The organism is Pandoraea commovens (assembly GCF_902459615.1).
In the GTDB taxonomy this organism is placed as follows: domain Bacteria; phylum Pseudomonadota; class Gammaproteobacteria; order Burkholderiales; family Burkholderiaceae; genus Pandoraea; species Pandoraea commovens.
Window position 1 is genome coordinate 126276 of the sequence record NZ_CABPSA010000010.1, and the last position, 22097, is coordinate 148372.

At 63.1% G+C, this 22097-nt stretch carries 15 protein-coding genes; 7 read left to right on the forward strand and 8 right to left on the reverse strand.

The features are described 5' to 3' along the window. Positions 1-302 precede the first annotated feature (302 nt). Both alr and radA read left to right on the forward strand, forming a co-directional pair. On the forward strand, positions 303-1373 hold the full coding sequence (alr, locus tag PCO31010_RS23530; protein WP_150666386.1) for an alanine racemase: 1071 nt from the start codon (positions 303-305) through the stop codon (positions 1371-1373). A 22-nt stretch (positions 1374-1395) separates the two neighbouring features. Continuing rightward, a complete protein-coding gene (gene radA / locus PCO31010_RS23535) occupies positions 1396-2769 on the forward strand; it encodes a DNA repair protein RadA (protein WP_039398772.1) in 1374 nt (457 codons plus the stop codon). A 68-nt stretch (positions 2770-2837) separates the two neighbouring features. Here the strand turns inward: radA and PCO31010_RS23540 are convergent, their stop codons facing one another. The 8 genes from PCO31010_RS23540 to dapC form a co-directional block, all read right to left on the reverse strand. Continuing rightward, on the reverse strand, positions 2838-4196 hold the full coding sequence (locus PCO31010_RS23540) for a hypothetical protein (RefSeq protein ID WP_150666387.1): 1359 nt from the start codon (positions 4194-4196) through the stop codon (positions 2838-2840). A 19-nt stretch (positions 4197-4215) separates the two neighbouring features. Next, a complete protein-coding gene (locus PCO31010_RS23545) occupies positions 4216-6156 on the reverse strand; it encodes an ATP-binding cassette domain-containing protein (protein ID WP_150666388.1) in 1941 nt (646 codons plus the stop codon). A 198-nt stretch (positions 6157-6354) separates the two neighbouring features. Next, on the reverse strand, positions 6355-7782 hold the full coding sequence (gene cls, locus PCO31010_RS23550; protein ID WP_150666389.1) for a cardiolipin synthase: 1428 nt from the start codon (positions 7780-7782) through the stop codon (positions 6355-6357). Between the two features lie 174 nt (positions 7783-7956). Then, positions 7957-8853, reverse strand: coding sequence for a 50S ribosomal protein L3 N(5)-glutamine methyltransferase (prmB, locus tag PCO31010_RS23555; RefSeq protein WP_150666390.1), 897 nt, complete (start codon positions 8851-8853; stop codon positions 7957-7959). Positions 8854-8879: 26 nt separating this feature from the next. Beyond that, complete coding sequence (dapE, locus tag PCO31010_RS23560; protein ID WP_150577868.1) at positions 8880-10031, reverse strand: succinyl-diaminopimelate desuccinylase; 1152 nt, start codon at positions 10029-10031, stop codon at positions 8880-8882. Between the two features lie 4 nt (positions 10032-10035). After that, positions 10036-10383: an ArsC family reductase gene (locus PCO31010_RS23565; protein ID WP_150666391.1), complete on the reverse strand. Its 348-nt coding sequence runs from the start codon at positions 10381-10383 to the stop codon at positions 10036-10038. A gap of 139 nt (positions 10384-10522) precedes the next feature. Then, complete coding sequence (gene dapD, locus PCO31010_RS23570) at positions 10523-11350, reverse strand: 2,3,4,5-tetrahydropyridine-2,6-dicarboxylate N-succinyltransferase (RefSeq protein WP_150577870.1); 828 nt, start codon at positions 11348-11350, stop codon at positions 10523-10525. Between the two features lie 24 nt (positions 11351-11374). Next, positions 11375-12577, reverse strand: a complete 1203-nt coding sequence (gene dapC / locus PCO31010_RS23575) for a succinyldiaminopimelate transaminase (protein WP_150666392.1) — start codon at positions 12575-12577, stop codon at positions 11375-11377. A gap of 374 nt (positions 12578-12951) precedes the next feature. Between dapC and PCO31010_RS23580 the strand changes: the two genes are divergently transcribed. The 5 genes from PCO31010_RS23580 (at position 12952) to def (ending at position 22034) form a co-directional block, all read left to right on the forward strand. Continuing rightward, on the forward strand, positions 12952-13947 hold the full coding sequence (locus PCO31010_RS23580) for a DMT family transporter (RefSeq protein WP_150666393.1): 996 nt from the start codon (positions 12952-12954) through the stop codon (positions 13945-13947). 166 nt (positions 13948-14113) lie between these two features. Further along, positions 14114-17629: a chromosome segregation protein SMC gene (smc, locus tag PCO31010_RS23585; protein ID WP_150666394.1), complete on the forward strand. Its 3516-nt coding sequence runs from the start codon at positions 14114-14116 to the stop codon at positions 17627-17629. A 39-nt stretch (positions 17630-17668) separates the two neighbouring features. Beyond that, positions 17669-19165, forward strand: a complete 1497-nt coding sequence (locus PCO31010_RS23590; protein WP_150666395.1) for a cell division protein ZipA C-terminal FtsZ-binding domain-containing protein — start codon at positions 17669-17671, stop codon at positions 19163-19165. A gap of 186 nt (positions 19166-19351) precedes the next feature. After that, a complete protein-coding gene (gene ligA, locus PCO31010_RS23595; RefSeq protein WP_150666396.1) occupies positions 19352-21484 on the forward strand; it encodes an NAD-dependent DNA ligase LigA in 2133 nt (710 codons plus the stop codon). Between the two features lie 16 nt (positions 21485-21500). Continuing rightward, positions 21501-22034, forward strand: a complete 534-nt coding sequence (def, locus tag PCO31010_RS23600; RefSeq protein ID WP_039398748.1) for a peptide deformylase — start codon at positions 21501-21503, stop codon at positions 22032-22034. The last annotated feature ends 63 nt before the right edge of the window (positions 22035-22097 follow it).

Sequence of the window (22097 nt, forward strand, 5' to 3'; positions counted from 1 at the left end):
CGTGTCTCGGTTGTCGGAATCCGCGGTATCCCGTCAGGGATACCTATACGGGAAGAAACCGGGCTTAAACACAGGGGTATCTGCGCTCATCGGCCATGCAAAAGTCGCTAATGGACCGTATGTTCGGTCTTGAAGCCCCCGTGCCGGGCGCCCGGTCGCCCTCGGTCTGAGACCGATATTGTTATCGGGAAAAAGATTTCGGCAAAACAAGTTGTGCGCACGGCTTTATAACACGAAAATATGCCGATGCGTTATGCCGCCGGCCCATGCTGGCGCAGCTTCTCCTAAGATTCGATCCTGCCATGCCTCGTCCAATCAAAGCCTCGATTCATACCGCAGCACTCGCCCATAATCTCGATGTCGCCCGCCGTCACGCCCCCAACAGCAAAGTCTGGGCGGTGGTCAAGGCCAATGCCTACGGGCATGGCATCGAAAACGCATACCCCGGATTGCGTGACGCCGATGGTTTCGGCCTGCTCGACCTCGAAGAGGCCGTGCGCCTGCGCGAGCTGGGCTGGGCCGGTCCCATCCTGCTACTCGAAGGATTCTTCAAGCCCGAAGATCTCGCCATCGTCGACAAGTACGGCCTGACGACCACGGTGCATAGCGACGAACAGTTGCGCATGCTCGAGACCACGCGTCTGACGAAGCCGCTCAATATTCAGCTCAAGATGAACTCCGGCATGAACCGTCTCGGCTTCGCGCCGGAGCGCTTTCGCGCCGCGTGGGAACGCGCGCGTGCTATCGCCGGTGTGAGCCAGATCGTGCTGATGACGCACTTCTCCGACGCCGACGGCGAGCGGGGCATCGCGCATCAGATGGAGACCTTCGAGCGCGGTGCTTGCGATGTGCCGGGTGAGCGCAGCCTGTCCAATTCGGCCGCCACGTTGTTCCATCCGGCTGCGCATGGTGCGTGGGTGCGTCCCGGCATCATGCTCTACGGTTCGTCTCCGAAGGGGCTGGAAGTGACGGCCGCGCAACTCGACCTCCAGCCGACGCAGACGCTCGAAGCCGAACTCATCGGCATTCAGGATGTGCCTGCCGGTGGTTCCGTCGGCTACGGCAGTTCGTTCGTCGCAGAGACGCCGATGCGCGTAGGCACCGTGGCATGCGGTTATGCCGACGGCTATCCGCGTGTCGCGCCTACGGGCACGCCGATTCTGGTGGACGGTGTGCGCACGCGTACCATCGGCCGCGTATCGATGGACATGTTGTCTGTCGATCTCACGCCGGTGCCGCAGGCGCGCGTAGGGGCGTCCGTCACCTTGTGGGGGCGCGGCCTGTGCATCGACGAGGTCGCCGCTTCGGCCGGCACGCTGGGTTATGAACTGATGTGTGCGGTTGCGCGTCGCGTGCCGATCCACGCCGTCTGAACCCCGCGACAGGATTGCCTGCATGGCTAAAGCCAAGACCGTCTACATCTGTACCGAATGCGGTGGCCAGACCCCCAAGTGGGCTGGCCAGTGTCCCAATTGCAACGGCTGGAATACGCTCGTCGAATCTGTGGCGGAGGCGTCTACCGGTCATCGCTACCAATCGCTCGCCAAGAGCACGCCGATTCGCAAGCTGGCGGAAATCGAAGCCTCGGACGTCCCGCGTTTTTCCAGTGGTGTGAGCGAATTCGATCGCGTGCTGGGCGGTGGCCTGGTCGCGGGCGGTGTGGTGCTGATCGGCGGCGACCCGGGGATCGGCAAGTCGACGCTGCTGCTGCAATCGCTCGCGCATCTCGCGCGTGAGCGTCGTGCGCTGTATGTGAGCGGCGAAGAGTCCGGCGCGCAGATTGCGTTGCGTGCGCAGAGGCTCGGTCTTGGCGCGGCGGGCGAGGGCGGTGGCGAACTCGATCTGCTCGCCGAAATCCAGCTTGAGAAGATTCTCGGTGCGATCGAATCGGAGAAGCCCGACGTCGTCGTCATCGACTCGATTCAGACGATCTATTCCGAAGCGCTGACGTCGGCCCCGGGATCGGTCGCGCAAGTGCGGGAGTGCGCGGCGCAACTGACGCGCACCGCCAAGCAGAGTGGCGTGACGGTCATCATGGTCGGCCACGTGACGAAGGAAGGCAGTCTTGCCGGGCCACGCGTGCTGGAACACATCGTGGACACGGTGCTGTACTTCGAAGGCGATACGCATTCTTCGTATCGTCTGGTGCGTGCGTTCAAGAACCGCTTCGGCGCTGTGAACGAGCTGGGCGTGTTTGCAATGACGGAAAAAGGCCTGCGTGGCGTGGCCAATCCGTCGGCGCTATTTCTCTCGCAGCATGAGCAAAGCGTGCCCGGTTCGTGCGTACTGGTGACGCAGGAGGGCACACGGCCGCTGCTCGTTGAAGTGCAGGCGCTGGTCGATACGGCGCAGGTGCCGAATCCGCGACGTCTGGCTGTAGGGCTGGAGCAGAACCGTCTGGCGATGTTGCTGGCGGTGATGCACCGTCATGCGGGTATCGCCTGTTTCGATCAGGATGTGTTTCTGAACGCCGTCGGCGGCGTAAAGATTACCGAACCGGCTGCCGACCTCGCGGTGTTGCTCGCGATCCATTCGTCGTTGCGCAACAAACCGCTACCGCGCGGCATCGTGGCGTTCGGGGAAGTGGGGCTTGCCGGGGAAATCCGGCCGAGTCCGCGCGGTCAGGATCGTCTTAAGGAGGCGGCCAAGCTGGGCTTCTCGATTGCGATCATTCCGAAGGCGAATGCGCCGAAGCAGCCGATCGACGGACTGGAAGTCCACGCCGTTGACCGTCTGGAACAGGCTATCTCGGTCGTGGCCGGGCTGTAGTTCAAGTTAGCCTTAGTGTCGAACGACGCCTCGGCACATCGCGTGCCGAAGCGAGCGGCCTCGTGGTATCAACTGCCGCCGAGTGCCGCGCTGGCGGAGGCAAGCGCCTCCGTCTGTGCCTTCAGGGCGGGTTCGAACTCGCTCACCCACTTCAAGCGCATCAAATCGAGCTCGATCAGCTCCACGAGCTGTGCTGCCTGCTCGTTGGAGTTCATGCCGCCGCGCTGAAGCGATTGATAGGTCACGCTTCGTTCCGGTATGCGGGCATCGGTGCTAGCGGTCAACCAGATCGCATCGTTCAGCAACTGTGTACCGAGGGCATGCATCTGGGAAATCAGCGTTTTTCCGACGGGGGCATTTTGCCCGATCAGGTCGGCGAGTGACGCGAAGCGGGTCTCGAACGCTTCGGCTTCCCGATTCCTCACACTCGCCAGTTCCTTCAGGTGCGAGATCGTCGTTCGGAAAATCGCCTGATGATCGGCAAGCCGTAGTGGCGCGTCGGCGTCGGCGAGTACTTTGGGTGTCGCCGTCGGGCGCTCCACGTACAGACGGCGCCATTCATCGAGTAGGTCTTCCATCGAGACTGTGGTCAGAAAACGCATCTCGTCCGCGAGTTCCGACAGGTCCGCCTGTTCTGCATCGCTCAGAGGACGGGTTACATTCAGCACCGCTTTGGCGAGCTTGAGTATCGTGCGGTCCGTCTGGGCGAGTTTTCTAAGGACTTCCTCTGTTGCAACCATTGATTCGACAAGAGTGTCCATGCACTTTCCCATGTGCGATTTCGACATTTCGTTCAGATCGAAGCCATTCACGTCGATGCACTTGTGCAAGTGTGCTTCCAGTATGTCCCAGTAGTCGTCGCCAGCGGCAGGGCGGATCGAACCGGTGTGCAGTCCGTAGGAGGTGTACGGAAATTGTCGCCAGCCGCCCTGATTCGCTGTCATCGCGTCAATGTCGGAAGGGAGTGAGCGCATCGCCAAGATTGCTGGTGCGGGTACCCCCATTCTTTGGAGAACGAGCGCGACAAATTGCGAGCAGACGATGCCTGCGTCATGCGCTGCTTCGGTCTTCGAGAGCGATTGCAGCGCGTATCGTTGGGCGTAATAGTATTGAACGCTCTTGAGCAGCGGAGCCGGATCGTACAGCAGTGTCGCGAGGCCCTTGTGTCGTGCGACGACACATTCCTCGTGCGCATAACCTGCGGCAATGTCGGTCCACGGGCGAACGCGCACGCCGGCGCCGGGCATGGCATCGGCAATGTGGGTCTGACTGATGACCAACGCCACATGCGTGAAATTCGCCGCTTTTCGAGGTCTTAACGTTCGTTGCGCGACGCGATTTGCCGTGGCTTTGAAACCCGAACTACGAAGCAGCAACACGTCGCCGGGCATCACGTGGTAGTCGAAGTCGAACAGGGTTCTGGTCATCGGTGGTTGATTGTGTCCACTAGACGATCTGCTCCATGGCTTCCTGCGCTTCGAGCCATTCGGCTTCCACGTCGGCGAGCCTGGCGGTTACGTCGGCCTGCTGCTTGAGGCTGTCCGTCAAGAGCGATTTCTTCGCTTCTTCGTACGTGGCACTGTCCGCGAGGATGGCATCGAGCCGGGCCTTCTCGTCCGAGAGTTGGCTCATCGACGCTTCCAGTTTTTCGATCTTGCGCTGGAGCGGCTTGCGCAGTTGCGACAGACGCTGGCGTTCCTGCGCCTCGGCGCGCTTCTGATCGCGGCGATTGACGCTATCGTCGCCACTCGCGCTATCGCCGGAGCCACCGCTGGCTTCGCGTGCGGCGGCGCGCTGATCGGCCGCGTGTTGCAGCAGCCAGTCGCGGTAATCGTCGAGATCGCCGTCGAACGGCTTCACTTCGCCACCGGCGACGAGCAGGAACTGATCGGTCGTCGCACGCAGCAAGTGCCGGTCGTGCGAGACGAGAATCAACGTGCCGTCGAACTGTGCGAGCGCCATCGTCAGCGCGTGGCGCGTTTCCAGATCCAGGTGGTTGGTCGGTTCGTCGAGCAGCAGAAGGTTAGGCTTTTGCCAGATGATCAGCGCGAGCGCCAGACGCGCCTTTTCGCCGCCGGAGAAGGGCGCGATGGATGACGTCGCCATATCGCCCCGGAAGTTGAATCCGCCGAGGAAGTCGCGCAATTCCTGCTCGCGCGTGTCAGGCGCGAGACGCTGCAGGTGCTGCAACGGCGAATCATCGTGACGCAAGGTTTCGACCTGATGTTGCGCGAAGTAGCCGATCTGTAATCCCTTGCCGGTCTTCACGTCTCCGGCAAGTGCTGCAAGCGTACCGGCAAGCGTCTTGATGAGTGTCGATTTCCCTTGCCCGTTCGCGCCGAGCAGGCCGATGCGTTGCTCGTTCTGCACAGACATCGTCACATACGGCAGGATCACCTTTTCGCCGCCATCATCGAGGTGATAGCCGCAGCGAACGCCTTCGAGCACGAGCATCGGGTTCGGGGCGCTGTCGGCCGGCCGGAATTCGAACGTGAACGGCGACGCGACGTGTGCGGGCGCGATGCGCTCCATCTTTTCGAGCGCCTTCATGCGACTCTGCGCCTGACGTGCCTTGGTCGCCTTGGCTTTGAAGCGCGTGATGAACGATTCGAGGTGAGCAATCGTCTTTTGCTGCTTATCGAAGGCGTTCTGTTGCAGCGCCAGTTGCTGGCCGCGCGTGATCTCGAATTGGCTGTAGTTGCCGCCGTAGCGCTTGATCTGCTGGTTCTCGAGATGCAGGGTGACGTTACAGACCTCGTCCAGAAATTCGCGATCGTGGGAAATCACGATCAGCGTGCCTGCGTAGCGCTTGAGCCAGTCTTCGAGCCAGACGATAGCGTCCAGATCCAGGTGGTTGGTCGGTTCGTCGAGCAGCAGCAGATCGGACGGGCACATCAGCGCCTGCGCCAGATTCAGGCGCATGCGCCAACCGCCGGAGAAGCTGGCCACCGGCAACTGCGTTTGCGCGAGCGTGAAGCCGAGGCCGAGGAGCAAGGCCTCGCCGCGTGCGGGGGCGGTGTAGCCGTCGGCGTCGGCAAAAGCTGCGTGCGCTTCGCCTTGAGCGTGCCCATCGTGGGCGGCTTCGGCGGCGGCGAGCTTCGCTTCGATCTCTCTCAACCGGGTGTCGCCATCGAGCACGTAATCGAGCGCTGTGCGATCGACGGCAGGCGTCTCCTGCATGACGTGCGCGACGCGCCAGCTGCTGGGCACGAAGGCGTCGCCGCTATCAGCGTGCAACTGGCCGCGCAACAGCGCGAAGAGCGTGGATTTGCCTGCGCCATTCGCGCCGACGAGGCCGACACGCTCGCCGGGGTTCAGCGTGACGGAGGTGTCTTCGAAGAGCGACTTGGTGCCGCGGGCGAGGCTGAGGTGTTCGAATCGGATCACAGCGAAAGGGGAATTGGGGGCAGACGAAAAACGTAATGGAACGAGGCCAGCGCACGCGCACGGCGAAAGCGCACATTTTACAGTGCCGTGCGTCGGGTGCTATGGCTAGCGTGGATCCTTCCGCAGTTTTGCGCTCTGGGGCGGCTATAACGGGCTTCGACCTCGACGGCGGGGTAAGGGGGCGGGCCCTCCGGCCGCCTAGAGAATCGGCGCAAACAACCTTGCAACGCGCATCACGATCTGACGCCATCTCGGAATCTTCCGGAAGTCGTCTTTGTTCAGGAGCTCGGCGTGCTCGAAGTCATGCGTGAGCATGAAGGCGACGTCGTCGGCGAAACCGCGGTCCACTGTGAGTAGCATGAGCTCGAAGTTCAGGCGGAACGATCGGTTGTCAAGGTTGGCGCTGCCGACCGCCGCCGCGTTGTCGTCGATCAGCACGACCTTCTGATGGATAAAGCCGTGGTGATAGCGATAGACGTTGATGCCACTGCGCGCTGCCTCGTAGGCATACGAAGTCGTCGCCTCGAACACCACATAATGGTCCGCCCGGTCCGGAATCAGTAAGCGCACATCGACACCGCGCAGTACCGCAAGGCGCAGCGCGGCGAATACGGCCTCGTCAGGGACGAAGTAGGGCGTGGTGAGCCAAATACGCTTTTGCGCGGCATTGATCGCCGTCACGAAGAAGAGCGAGGACGTTTCCAGACGATCCGCCGGGCCGCTCGGCACCACCTGACAGTGCATGTCTTCGCCGGACGCAACGGGTTGACGATTGAGCTCCGGCACCATGCCCGTAGACCAGTGCCAGTCCTCGGCAAAGGCGCGCTGAATACCCACCACCGCCGGTCCGCGCACGGAAATATGCGTGTCACGCCACGGCGCGAGCGGCGGCTTCTCGCCGAGGTATTCCACCCCGACATTGTGCCCCCCGATGAAAGCTTCGTTGCCGTCGATCACCACGATCTTGCGGTGATTGCGGAAATTCAGTTGAAAACGATTGACGAAGATGCCGCGTTTCTTTGCTGCGAACTCATGCACCTGCACGCCCCCCTCGCGCAGCTTTTGGCAATAGCTGCGCGGCAGGTCGTGGCTGCCGATGCTGTCGTAGAGGAGGTAGACCTTCACGCCCGTGGCGGCACGCGCCAGCAGGTGAGCGGACAGGGCGCGCCCGAGCGCGTCGTCCTTGATGATGAAGAACTGAACAATGACGTAATCGCGTGCGCGGTCGATCGCGGCGAAGATGGCGTCGAACGTGGCCCGTCCGTTGACGAGCAACCGGACGCGATTGCCTGCCACGAACGACATCCCCGTCATGGCCGTGAGCGCAGCAAACTCCGGGTGCGCTTCCATCGCGACAGGCGGCTCGCCGCTCCACTGCGTCTCACCCATTCGGGATTGCAGCACTTCATTGCGCGCGCGGCGTGCTTCTACGTAGCCGATGAACTTCGAGCGTCCGAGAAAGAGATAGGGGATGAGCGTGAGATAGGGCATCGTCACGAGCGAGACGGCCCAGGCGACGGCGCCTTGCGAAGTGCGCACCGTCAGAACGGCATGGATCGCGGCGGCGATCCCCAGTGCATGGAGACAGGCGACGGCAAAGCCGACGTCGAGCCAGTTGAGCACCATGACGGTTCAAATACCTCCATGCCGTGAGTCGCGCAGACTCGGGACCCTGAGTGTAACCGGGGTGCGTCAACTTAGGCGAGGGCTCGCGGCGCTGACGACAATATCGGCATTGACGTCAGGGCACGCGAGCCCGTGAGGCAAAACGTAGCCGTAGCGTTAAGGGTGTTATGGACGTTACGGCAGATCCGCTGCTTGCACCAGGAAGACCATGTCGTCACCGGCGCTGGTGGCCAGCCACGTGATCGGCAATTCAGGGAACGCCGCTTCGACAAAGTGACGCTCGTTACCGATTTCCACGACCAGCACACCATCGTCCGTCAGGCGTTCACGTGCCCCTGCGATGATCCGTCGCACGATGTCCATGCCATCGTCGCCACCGGCGAGCGCCAGGCGCGGCTCGTGGCGATACTCCGCTGGCAGCGCCTGCATCGAGCCTTCGTTGACGTAAGGCGGGTTGGTGATGATGACTTCGTAGCGCTTGCCGCCCGGCAGCGGGGCGTACAGGTCGCCCAGATGCAGCGCGACGCGGTCGTCGAGACCATAGTCGGCCACGTTGATCTTCGCCACATCCAGCGCATCGTGCGAAATATCGACGGCGTCGATCTGCGCGGCCGGGAACGTCTCGGCCGCGAGGATCGCCAGGCATCCGGAGCCGGTGCACAGTTCGAGCACGTCGGCGACGTCGTCGGGGTGATTGACCCACGGCTGCAATGCGTCTTCCAGCAATTCACCGATGAACGAGCGCGGCACGATGACCCGTTCGTCCACATAGAACCGATGGCCGTGCATCCACGCTTCGTTCGTGATGTACGACGCGGGAACGCGCTCGCCCGCGCGACGGTTGATGACCGACAGCGCTCGCTCGGTTTCTTCTGGCAGCAAGCGGGCGTCGAGGAACGGATCGAGCGTGTCGATGGGTAGGTGCAGCGTGTGCAGGAGCAGGTACGCCGCTTCGTCGTACGCTGTGGCGGTGCCGTGTCCGAAGGCCAGCTCGGCCTCGGTGAAGCGCGAGACCGCGTAGCGCAGCAGATCGCGCAACGTCTGGAATGGGTGGGTCTTCTGAGTCGTCATGATGGATTCGCCTCGTGTGTCTTGTCTTATGCCACCAGACGCTTCAACACGCCGCGATAGACGTTCTTCAGCGGTTCGATGTCGGCAACCGCGATGTGCTCGTCGATCTTGTGGATGCTGGCATTGCACGGCCCGAATTCGATGACTTGCGGGCAGATGCGTGCAATGAAGCGACCGTCGGACGTGCCGCCCGTGGTCGACAGTTCCGTCTCGAGGCCGGTCTCTTCACGGATGGCACTCGACAGCGCGTCCGACAGATCGCCACGCGGTGTGAGGAACGGCTGACCGCTGATCGACCAGTCGAGCGTGTAGGTCAGGCCGTGGCGGTCAAGCAACTCATGCACGCGCTGCTGAAGGCCATCGGACGTGCTGGCGGTCGAGAAGCGGAAGTTGAACATCACCGTCAGTTCGCCCGGAATGACGTTGGTCGCGCCGGTGCCTGCGTGAATGTTCGAGATCTGCCACGTCGTGGGCGGGAAGTATTCGTTGCCGTTGTCCCACACGGTCTGCGTCAACTCGGCGAGCGCCGGGGCAAACAAATGCGTGGGGTTCTTGGCGAGATGCGGGTAAGCGATGTGGCCTTGCACGCCTTTGACGACGAGCTTGCCGGACATCGAGCCGCGACGGCCGTTCTTCACCATGTCGCCGAGGCGCTGGCTGGACGTCGGTTCACCGACCACGCAGTAATCCAGACGCTCGCCACGTGCCGTCAGGGCTTCGACAACTTTCACCGTGCCGTCGGTGGCGGGGCCTTCCTCGTCGCTCGTGAGCAGGAAGCCGATAGCGCCGGCGTGATCGGGGTGCTGCGCGACGAATTCCTCCGAGGCGACGACGAACGCGGCCAGCGACGTCTTCATATCGGCCGCGCCGCGACCGTAAAGCATGCCGTCACGATGCGTGGGCGCAAACGGATCGGAATGCCACTGCTCGACCGGGCCGGTGGGCACAACGTCGGTGTGGCCCGCAAAGACGAGCAGCTTGCCGTCGGTGCCGCGCGTGCCGCGTTTGACCGCCCACAGGTTGGTCACGCCGTTCGAGGCGATGGTTTCGCAGGCAAAGCCGATAGCCGAGAGGCGGCGCGCCAGAATAGCCTGGCAGTCGCGGTCTTCGGGCGTCACCGAATGACGGGCGATCAGTTGCTCGGTAAGCGCCAGCGTGGCGCCTTGGGAGGAAGTCATGAAATCAGAATCGTGAGGCGTAACTGTCGGGCGTGAAGCCCACGGAAACCTTGCCGTCGGCCACCAGCACGGGGCGCTTGATGAGCGAGGGATTTTCGATCATCAGGGTGCGGGCGACGGACTCGTCGGTGGCGGCCGCCTGTTGCTCCGGCGTGAGCTTGCGCCACGTCGTGCCCTTGCGGTTGAGTAGCGTGGACAGCGGCACTTGTGCGAGCCACGTGCCCAGCAGTGCGTCGTTCACGCCCGCCTTCTTGAAGTCGTGGAAGTCATACGCCACGTCGTGCTCGTCGAGCCACGTGCGCGCCTTCTTCACGGTATCGCAGTTGGGAATGCCGTACAGCACAGCGGTCATTGCCGGTACTCCTGAGATGGCGATTGCAAAACAATAGGCACAACAACGTCGATGCGAACATCATCGCGCGAAGGTCAAAGCCAGCGTCGCAGCACCTGCTGCGACGCTGGCTCTTTGGCTCCTTGGCGCTTGCGCGGAATTACTCGCCGCGCAGCAGGTCGTTGATGGCCGTCTTGGCGCGCGTTTGTGCGTCGACCTTCTTCACGATCACGGCGCAATACAGGCTGTACTTGCCGTCCTTCGAGGGCAGGTTGCCCGGCACGACGACCGAACCGGCCGGCACGCGGCCGTAATGGACTTCACCCGTTTCGCGGTCGTAGATCTTGGTCGACTGACCCAGATACACGCCCATCGAGATCACCGAGTTCTCTTCGACGATCACGCCTTCCACGACTTCCGAGCGGGCACCGATGAAGCAGTTGTCTTCGATGATGACCGGGTTGGCTTGCAGCGGCTCGAGCACGCCGCCGATGCCGACACCGCCCGACAGGTGGACGTTCTTGCCGATCTGGGCGCACGAGCCGACGGTGGCCCACGTGTCGACCATCGTGCCTTCGTCGACGTATGCGCCGATGTTGGTGTACGACGGCATCAGCACGACGTTCTTGCCGATGAACGAACCACGGCGAGCGACGGCCGGCGGCACGACGCGGAAGCCGCCACGTGCGAAATCTTCTGCGGTGTAGTCGGCGAACTTGCTCGGCACCTTGTCGTAGAACTGGCTGAAGCCGCCGGCGGGCATTACGGCGTTGTCCTCCAGGCGGAACGACAGCAGCACGGCCTTCTTGATCCACTGGTTGACGATCCATTGACCGTCTTGCTTCTGGGCGACGCGCAGCGCGCCCTTGTCCAGTTCGGCGATGACGTGGGAGACGGCTTCACGCACGTCGGCGGGCGCGGCCTTGGCCGAAATCTCGGCACGGTTTTCCCAGGCTTGGTCGATGATGGTTTGCAGTTGTTGCGACATGGCGAGAATCAGTTGCAGTTGGAATTAAAGGGATTGGCAGAACTGCACGATGCGCTGGGCGCCTTCGGTGCATTCGTCCACATCGGCCACGAGGGCGATACGGACATAGTTCTCCGCCGGATTGGCGCCGTGCGCCGCGCGTCCCAGATAGGATCCGGGCAGGACGGCCACATTGTATTGCGCCAGCAACTGGCGCGTGAATTCCGTGTCCGACAGGCCGGTTTTCGTGTCGACCTTGGCCCACAGATAGAAACCGGCGTCGGGCAGGCGTACGTCGAGCACTTCGGCGAGCATCGGCGTGACCGTCTGGAATTTCTTCAGGTACTTGCTGCGGTTCAGGCGCACGTGGGCCTCGTCGTTCCATGCGGCGATGCTCGCGGCCTGCACGGCCGGGCTCATGGCGCAGCCGTGGTAGGTGCGGTACAGCAGGAATTTCTTAAGGATGGCGGCGTCGCCCGCCACGAAGCCCGAGCGCATGCCCGGTACGTTCGAGCGCTTCGAGAGGCTAGAGAAGACCACCAGACGCTCGAAGCCACGGCCCAACTGATGGGCGGCAGCCAGACCGCCCAGCGGCGCGCGTTCTTCGTCGAAGTAAATCTCGGAGTAGCACTCGTCGGACGCGATCACGAAGCCGTATTCGTCCGACAACTCGAACAAACGCTTCCAGTCGGCCAGACTCAACACGGCCCCGGTCGGGTTGCCCGGCGAGCAAAGGTAGACGAGCTGAACGTCGCGCCAGACGTCGGCCGGCACGGCATCGTAGTTGGGGGCGAAGTTGCGTTCCGGATCGCTGTCAGCGTAATAGGGCGTGGCGCCCGCGAGCAACGTCGCGCCTTCGTAGATCTGATAGAACGGATTCGGGCACAGCACGCGCGCGCCGGGCTTGCTGCCATCGACAACAGCCTGGGCGAACGAGAAGAGCGCTTCGCGCGAGCCCGTGACCGGCAGCACTTCGGTGGCCGGGTTCACGTTAGGCAGCGCGTAACGGCGTTCCAGCCACTGGGCGATGGCCGCCCGCAGCGGCTCGCCACCGGCCGTGGCCGGATAGTTCGAGAGACCGCCCAGCCCTTCGATCAGGGCTTCCTTGATGAACTGCGGCGTCGGATGCTTGGGCTCACCGATGCCGAAGCTGATGGCCTTGTAAGTATTGGCGGGCGTGACATCCGCCACCAGTGTCTTCAGGCGTTCAAAGGGATAGGGCTGGAGCTTGTCGAGTAATGGGTTCACTTGGATTCAAACAGACTCAGGGCTAGGGTTCGCAACGCCAGTCGAGGCGTTGTCGAGCGGATTCGGGCCACCCGGGAACGCACAGGGCGGCTGGGCGAGACAGGTGGCGCACCGGCGGACGCACCGGGGCGCTGCGCGCCACCCTGCCTTTCCTACCTCAGATTCGACGGATCGCAGGCCGGGCATAGGCTGGCGCTTATCCGCTTCATCACGCCAAGGGGTTCCCGGACGCGTTCAAGAATGGCAAGATCGGCAAAGCGAAAATTATACCGTCACGGCGCCCACAAAGCGCGGCCAGCGCGTAATTCAGCATATTCCGAGGCGCCAATGGGGCAAGTCTGCGGAGTATCTCAGGTTTTTCAGGAGTTAAGAGTATGACCGTAGCCGGTAACGGCGCGGGCGGCCCGGAATCCGCATCCGGCGCCTCCAGCACTTCCTTCGGCACCCGGGCAGCGCCCGCCCTGGCCATTCTTATCGGATCGTCCGTCTGGGGGCTGGCCTGGTTCCCGTACCGCGTTCTGGCTCAGTGGGGCGTTGCAGCGGTGCCCGCCCAGATCTGCACGGCCACCGTGGCCATCCTGCTGCTCTCGCTCGTCTACCGACGCTCGCTCGGCACGCTGCGCTGGTCGTGGCTGCTTGTCGGGGTGGCATTCGCCGGAGGCACGACCAACGTCGCCTTCGTGTGGGGCACCACGCACGGCCACGTCATGCGCGTGTTGTTGCTCTTTTATCTCACCCCGGTCTGGACGGCGTTGTTTGCCCACTGGTTGCTCGGCGAGCGGGTCGGCCTGCGCGGTGTGGGACTGATTGCGCTGGCGCTGGGCGGAGCGGGCCTGATGCTCTGGTCGCCCGAGCTGGGTTGGCCTGTTCCGAACAATCCGGGCGAATGGGCCGGTGCTATCGCCGGGGCGGCATTTGCACTCAATAACGTGCTGTTGCGGCGTGTCAGTCAGGCGTTGCCCGACGTTCCTGCCGAAATGCGCAGCTGGACGCTCTATTTGGGCTGCGTCGTGGGCGGTTTGCTGGTCTTGCCGTTCGACGGCGGGGTACAGGCAGGGCAGGCGGCGGTCTCGGCGCTCACGTCCGGTGCGGCGACGGCTGCGGTCGCGCTGGCGCTCGGTTGCACCATCGCCGTGACCAACGTCATCGTGCAATTCGGTCTGGCGCGGGTGCCGGCCAATCAGGCGGCGCTCATCATGCTCTTCGAAATCGTGGTGGCGGCGATATCGTCCTGGTGGCTGGCCAGCGAAGGCCTGGGGGTGCGGGAAATCGCCGGTGGACTGTGCATTGTGGCGGCGGGCGTGCTGTCCGGAATATTGCCCGATTCACGACGTTGTAAATCCGCGACGGCGGGGGATGCGATGGTATGATGCGTACCGTCGTTGTAACGTCGTAAGCACGCCTAAAGCGGCAAAAATGCGGCAAGACAGCAGCAAGAAAAGTGGCCCGTGCACGCCAGCGTGCGCAGGCCCGACAGGACCAGCTAGCGCGTCTGCGTCTTTCCTATCATTCAATGACCGATAAAGCGAACCTGCCGTGCGTCTGACTTCCATCAAACTCGCTGGCTTCAAATCTTTCGTCGACCCGACGAACTTCGCGGTGCCCGGCCAGCTGGTCGGGATCGTCGGCCCGAACGGGTGCGGCAAATCCAACATCATCGATGCCGTGCGCTGGGTGCTCGGCGAGTCGCGCGCTTCCGAGCTGCGCGGCGAATCGATGCAGGACGTGATTTTCAACGGATCGACCGCCCGCAAGCAAGCGAGCCGCGCAAGCGTCGAACTGGTGTTCGACAACAGCGCCGGGCGCGCTGCCGGGCAGTGGAGCCAGTACGCCGAAATCGCCGTCAAGCGCGTGCTCACGCGCGACGGCACCTCCAGTTACTACATCAATAACCTGCCGGCACGCCGCCGCGATATTCAGGACATCTTCCTCGGCACGGGCCTTGGGCCGCGCGCCTACGCCATCATTGGCCAGGGGATGATTTCGCGAATCATCGAGGCGAAGCCGGAAGAGCTGCGCGTGTTTCTCGAAGAGGCCGCGGGCGTCTCCAAGTACAAGGAACGCCGTCGCGAGACCGAGAACCGTTTGCAGGACACGCGCGAAAACCTGACGCGCGTGGAAGACATTCTTCGCGAACTCGGCACCAACCTCGAAAAGCTTGAATCGCAGGCGGTCGTCGCCAATCGATTCAAGGATTTGCAACGCGACGGCGAAGAAAAGCAGCAGTTGCTCTGGCTGCTTCGTAAGAACGAAGCGCAGAACGAGCAAGAACGCCAGCAGCGTGCCATCGAGTCGGCGCAGGTCGATCTGGAAGCGCAGACGTCGCGTTTGCGCGGCTCCGAGTCCGATCTCGAGACGCTGCGCGCCGCGCACTACACGGCCACCGACGCCGTACAGGCCGCGCAAAGCGCCATGTACGAGGCGAACTCGGAAGTCAGCCGTCTGGAAGCCGAAATTCGTTACGTGGTCGAGTCGCGCAACCGCGTGCAGGCGCAGTTGGCGGCGCTGACCTCGCAGCGCGAGCAGTGGCAGGCCCGTTCGGCGCAGTCGGAAGAAGAACTCGCGCTCGCCGAAGAAGAACTCATCATCGCCGAGGAACGCGCGGCGACTGCACAGGACCAGGCCGCCGATCAGAACGAGGCGCTGCCCGCGCTCGAATCCGGCTGGCGCGATGCGCAGAACCTGCTCAACGAGCAACGCAGCGAGATCGCGCAGGTCGAGCAGAATCTGAAACTGGAAGCGGCGCATCAGCGCAATGCCGATCAGGCGCTGCAGCAGTTGCAGCAGCGTCAGGAGCGTTTGCAGGGTGAGGCGCGCGGGCTCGATAAGCCCGACGAAGCCGAGCTTGAGCTGCAGCGCGGCGACCTCGCCGAACATCAGGCGATGCTCGAAGATGCGCAGGCCGAACTGGCGGACGCCGAAGAACGTCTGCCGCGACTCGAAGCCGAGCGTGCCGAAGCGCAGGCGCGCGTGCAGTCGGAAGCGGCGACGATCGCCCAGCTTGAGGCACGTCTGACGGCCCTCAAGCAACTCCAGGAAAGTGTTCAGACGGAAGGCAAGGTGCAGCCGTGGCTCGACAAGCACGAGCTGGCGCAATTGCCGCGTCTGTGGAAGAAGCTGCATATCGAGCCGGGCTGGGAGCCGGCGCTCGAATCGGTGCTGCGCGAACGTCTCGCTGCGCTCGAAATCAGCAATCTCGATTGGGTGAAGGCCTTTGCGAGCGATGCGCCGCCGGCCAAGCTGGCGTTCTATTCGCCGCCGCCGGCCGCGCGTCCGGTGGAAGCCCCGGCGTCGCTGCGTCCGCTGTTGTCGTTGCTGCGCATTGACGATCCGGGCCTGCGCGCCGTGCTCCAAGAATGGCTCGGCCACGTCTTCGTTGCCGACGATCTCGCGCAGGCGATGGTGGCCCGCGCGCAGTTGCCGGAGGGGGCGTCGATTGTCGTCAAGGCAGGCCATCAGGTCACGCGCGTCGGCGTCCAGCTTTATGCGGCTGACTCCGAGCAGGCCGGTTTGCTCGCCCGTCAGCAAGAAATCGAGAACCTGGGCAAGCAACTGCGTGCGCAGGCATTGCTTTCCGACGAAGCCAAGTCGGCTGCCGTGCGTGCCGAGGCGGCTTACAGCCAGGCAGCGCAGTCGCTGAGCGAAGTGCGCGGACGCGCCGAGCGCGCCACGCAACGCGTGCACGCCTTGCAGATGGACGTGCTCAAGCTCACGCAGGCTTACGAGCGCTACAACGCCCGCAGTACGCAGATCGATGAAGAACTGCGTGAAATCGCCGCACAGATCGAAGAGCAACTGGCGATGCGCGCTGAATCGGAGGCGAACTTCGAGCAAAGCGACGCGCGTCTGGCCGAGTTGCAGGCCACGTTCGAAGACGGTCAGCTCGAATTCGAATCGCTCGACAGTCAGTTGTCCGATGCGCGTAATCGCGCCCGTGAACTGGAACGTCTGGCGCAGGAAGCGTCGTATGGCCAGAAGGGCATCTCCAGCAAGATCGACGAGCATCGCCGCAGCATTCAGACGGCGCTCGAACAGGCTGAGCGCCTCGTTGTCTCGATTGAGCAGGCGCAGGCAGAACTCGCGCTGATCACCGAGCAGACGGCCGAAAACGGTTTGCAGGACGCACTCGAACTGCGTGCCGAGAAGGAAGAGATTCTGGGCGCCGCCCGCATCGAACTCGACGCACTGACGCAAAAGCTGCGTCAAAGCGACGAAGAGCGGCTGGCCGCAGAGCGCGGTTTGCAGCCCCTGCGCGATCGCATTACGGAATTGCAGTTGAAGGAGCAGGCGGCGCGCCTGAATCGCGAGCAGTTCGTCGAGCAACTGACGACGGCCGAAGTGGACGAAGAGGCGCTCTCCGCGAAGCTCACGGCGGACATGAAGCCGTCGTATCTGCAAGGCGAAGTCACGCGTATCAACAACGCGATCAACGCGCTCGGACCGGTCAACATGGCCGCGCTCGAAGAATTGGAGACGGCCCGCGAGCGCAAGGTCTTCCTCGATGCGCAATCGGCGGACCTGAACGACGCCATCGAGACCCTCGAAGGTGCCATCCGCAAGATCGACGAAGAGACGCGCGTGCTGCTGCAAGGCACGTTCGACGAAGTGAACAAGCATTTCGGCGAACTGTTCCCGATGCTGTTCGGCGGCGGCCAGGCGAAACTCATCATGACCGGTGACGAAATTCTCGACGCCGGCGTGCAGGTCATGGCGCAACCGCCGGGCAAGAAGAACTCCACGATCCATCTGCTGTCAGGGGGAGAGAAGGCGCTCACGGCCATTGCGCTGGTGTTCGGGATGTTCCAGCTCAATCCTGCGCCGTTCTGTTTGCTTGACGAGGTGGACGCGCCGCTCGACGACGCCAACACCGAGCGCTACGCCAAGATGGTGGCGCGCATGTCGGACCGTACCCAATTCGTATTTATTTCGCATAACAAAATCGCGATGGAAATGGCCAATCAGCTCATCGGCGTCACCATGCAGGAACAAGGGGTGTCGCGGATCGTGGCGGTGGACATGGAGTCTGCGATCAATCTGGCCGAGATCGCCTGACCCCGCGCCTACGATGGAGAAGAGAGAGGAACGCCGCGCATGAATGAACTGCAGCTGAGCTTGATTGCCGCAGGGGTAGTGGTACTGCTGGGAGTGGTGGCCTATAACGCCTGGCAAGGCAGCAAGGCACGCGCGCGCATACCGCGTCGCATGCCGGTCGACGGTGCGGGTATCGACGCGACCGCCGGCACGCCCGATGCCGACGACGACCGCCCGTTCATCGAACCGACGCTGTCGCCGCCGCGCGTGCCCGCACAGTCGGGTGAGCGTCGCGAGCCGACGCTAGGACCGGCCACGGCCGGCACGTCGGTGCAAGATGCCTTTGCCATTAACGAAGATGCCTGGGACGCCCCGCCGGCAGCGCGCAAGCGTGCCGCACAGGAAGCAGCGGCGCGGGCTGCGGAAGGTGGCGAGTCGGACGTGGTTGCCGACCCGGCGCCGGTCCAGTCGCATGACACCGATGAGGCGCAACGCCGCGATGCGCAGGACGCGGCGGCGGCTAGTGCAGTCGCACGCGTCGACGCCGAACTGGCTGCCGACGACACGGTAGACGCTGCCACGGCGGGCGCTGCCGCTAACGCCGCAGCGGCGCCCGATGCCGAAGCGCAAGCATTGCAAGCCGATGCGGCCCCGACATCCACCGACGTGGCGGTGCCTGCACCGGCCGCGCCTGAAGCACCGGTTGCAGCCGCGCGTCCGGCGGTACCGAGCGGTCCGCCGCCGATCATCGACGAACGCATCGACTGCATCGTCGAGTTGCCGCTGGCGAACATGGTGGCTGCCGAACGACTGATGCCGCTGACGGTGCGCATGCGTCGCGCGGGCAGCAAGCCCGTGAACGTGGAAGGCCGTGTCGATGAGGCTTCCGCATGGGAGCCGATTCGCACGGGCGGCCGATATCACCAACTGCGCATGGCCGTGCAACTGGCCAATCGCGCGGGCGCTCTCAACGAAGTCGAGTTCTCCGAGTTCTCGAATCTCGTGCAGACGCTGGCGGATGCCGTCGATGCCTTGCCTGAATTGCCCGATATGATGGAAACGGTCGCCCGTGGCCGTGAACTCGACAGCTTTGCCGCGCAATGCGACGCTCAGTTGTCGGTCAACGTGCTGTCGGACGGTGCGCCGTGGTCGGCCAACTATGTGCAGGCTGTCGCTACGCAGGACGGATTGCTGCTCTCGCGTGATGGCATGCGTTTCGTCAAACTCGATTCGCGTCAGAACCCGGTGTTCATGCTGCAATTCGGCGACACCAACTTCCTGCGCGACGACCTGACGTACAAGGGCGGCGACCTGATCACCATGTTGCTCGACGTACCGGTGGCCGACGAAGACCTCCTGCCGTTCCGTCTGATGTGCGATTACGCCCGCTCGATCGGACAGCGCATCGGTGGCCGCGTGGTGGACGATCAGCGCCGTCCGCTCTCGGATGCTGCGCTGCAAAACGTCGACAAGCAGTTGCTCAAGTTGTACGAACGCCTTGAAGCGCGCGGTCTGCCGGCGGGTTCGCCTGTTACGCGCCGTCTGTTCAGCCAGTAAGTTCGGGGCGATTTGCTGCGTTCGGGCAGGGTCAGCTTTACGCAGCCTGCCGTCGCATTCGATGCACGCCGTTCACCGTCGGGTGAGCGGCGTTTTTGTTCCGATTGATTGCACCTATCGACGACGCGCATTGGCGTACGTCGAAGGCATAATGTTCTGACTTCTCGTATACCGAGTCTTGCACGCATGTCCCAAACTTCCGTTCCGGGTCAGGGCGCGAACGCCCCTACGCCAGTCGATGCTACGGCCGCCGCACAACGTGCCGCCGAGTTGCGCAACGAGCTAGCCCGCCACAACCGCGCGTATTACGAAGACGACGCGCCGCTTATTCCCGATGCCGAGTACGACCGCCTCTTCGGCGAACTCGTCTCGCTGGAAAGCGCGCATCCCGAGTTGCAACGGGCCGATTCCCCCACCCAGCGCGTCGGAGGTAAGCCGGTCGACGGATTCGCACCGGTGGTGCACCGTGTGCCGATGCTTTCGCTCAATAACGGGTTCGCCGATGAGGACGTGGAGGCGTTCGACCGACGCGTGAGTGACGGTCTGCGTCCCGATGCAGCGGGTGCTGTCGGGGCGGGGCATGCGTCATCTGGCGACCTGTTTGGCGCGCCGGTCGAGTATGCCGCCGAGCTGAAGTTCGACGGTCTGGCCATCGCGTTGCGCTACGAGCAGGGCGTGCTCGTGCAAGCCGCGACACGCGGCGACGGCACGACGGGCGAGGATGTCACCGCCAACATCCGCACCATCAAGAAAATCCCCCTCAAACTCGAGAGCGAGAATCCGCCTGAAGTACTCGAAGTGCGGGGCGAAGTGCTGATGTTCCGTGCCGACTTCGACAAACTTAATGAGGCGCAGGGGGCGGCTGGCGAGAAGGTTTTCGTCAACCCGCGCAATGCGGCTGCCGGAAGTCTGCGTCAGCTCGATTCGAAGATTACGGCCAAGCGCCCGTTGTCGTTCTTCGCCTATGGCGTGGGAGAACTGGTTGGCGTGCCGATGCCCGAGACGCACTCGGCCTTGCTCGACTGGTATGTGACGCTGGGCATCCCGGTCAACGACAAGCGGGAAGTCGTGCAGGGCGCTCAAGGGCTGCTGAAGTTCTACCGGGAAGTCGGTGAGGCGCGCGCCTCGTTGCCTTACGACATCGACGGCGTGGTCTACAAGGTCAACCGTCGCGACGAGCAGGATCGTCTCGGCTTCGTCTCGCGCGCCCCGCGCTTTGCATTGGCGCACAAATTTCCGGCGCAGGAAGCGCTGACGACATTGCTCGACATCGAAGTGCAAGTGGGGCGTACGGGGGCGATCACGCCGGTGGCGCGACTCGCGCCGGTGTTCGTCGGCGGCGCGACGGTGACGAATGCCACGCTGCACAACGAGGACGAAATTCGTCGCAAGGATGTGATGATCGGCGACACGGTGATTGTGCGTCGCGCGGGCGATGTGATTCCCGAAGTCGTCGGATCGGTGCTGGATCGTCGTCCGGAAGACGCGCGCGCGTTCGTGATGCCCACTGAGTGCCCGGTGTGCGGTTCCGCCATCGAGAAGCTCCCGGACGAAGCGATCGCACGATGCACCGGTGGGCTGATTTGCGCGGCACAGCGCAAGCAGGCGCTGCTGCACTTCGCGCAGCGTCGCGCCCTCGATATCGAGGGGCTCGGCGACAAGCTGGTGGAACAACTGGTCGATCAGCAGATCATTCGGACCCCGGCCGACCTGTTCAAACTGGGTGTGGCAAAGCTCGCCGCGCTCGACCGGATGGCCGACAAATCGGCCTCCAATCTCGTCGCGGCGCTGGAGACGGCGCGTCATACCACGCTGGCGCGCTTTATCTTTGCACTGGGCATTCGCCACGTCGGCGAAGCGACGGCGAAGGATCTCGCGCGGCACTTCGGCAAGCTCGACAACCTGATCGCCGTCTGCAAACGCGATTCCGATCTGACGGAACTGCTGGCCGTTCCGGACGTCGGACCGATTGTGGCCGAGTCGATCAACAATTTCTTCTGCGAAGATCATAATGTCGAAGTGATCGAGCAACTGCGGGCGGCCGGGGTCACCTGGCCGGAGTCGGAACCGGCGGCCGTTGCACCGTTACCGCTGGCAGGCAAGACTTTTGTGTTGACCGGAACATTGCCGACGCTCTCGCGTGACGAAGCGAAGGCGATGCTCGAAGCGCAAGGAGCAAAGGTTGCTGGCTCGGTGTCTGCGAAAACGGACTACGTGGTCGCGGGCGCAGAGGCGGGCAGCAAGTTGGCAAAGGCCGAGGCACTGGGTGTGCCCGTGCTCGACGAGGACGCTATGCGCGCGATGTTGGCTGCGCTTTGATGTGAGGACCGAACCGATGATCCGCGACATTCTGAAGATGGGCGATCCGCGCTTGCTGCGTATCGCCAAACCCGTCGAACAGTTCGGCACGCCCGAGTTGGACGAGCTTATTGCCGACATGTTCGAGACCATGAAGCATGCGAACGGCGCAGGGCTCGCCGCACCGCAGATCGGCGTAGATCTGCAGGTGGTGATCTTCGGCTTCGAGCATAACGAACGCTATCCGGACGCCCCGGAAGTGCCTGAAACCGTGCTGATCAACCCGGTCATTACGCCGTTGACGCAGGACATGGAAGAGGGCTGGGAAGGCTGCCTGTCGGTGCCGGGGCTGCGCGGTATGGTCAACCGCTATTCGATGTTGCGCTATGAAGGATTCGACCAGCATGGTCACGCCATCGATCGCGTGGCGGAAGGATTTCATGCGCGTGTCGTTCAGCACGAGTGCGACCATCTGATCGGCAAGCTCTATCCGATGCGGATTACCGACTTCAGCAAGTTCGGTTTTACCGAAATCCTCTTCCCGGGGCTCGATCCGAATAGTGACGATTGATTGCGACGCCGGAATTGGTGTGTCGCCAATCTACGATTGACGCTCCACCCGGCGCTTGCCGGT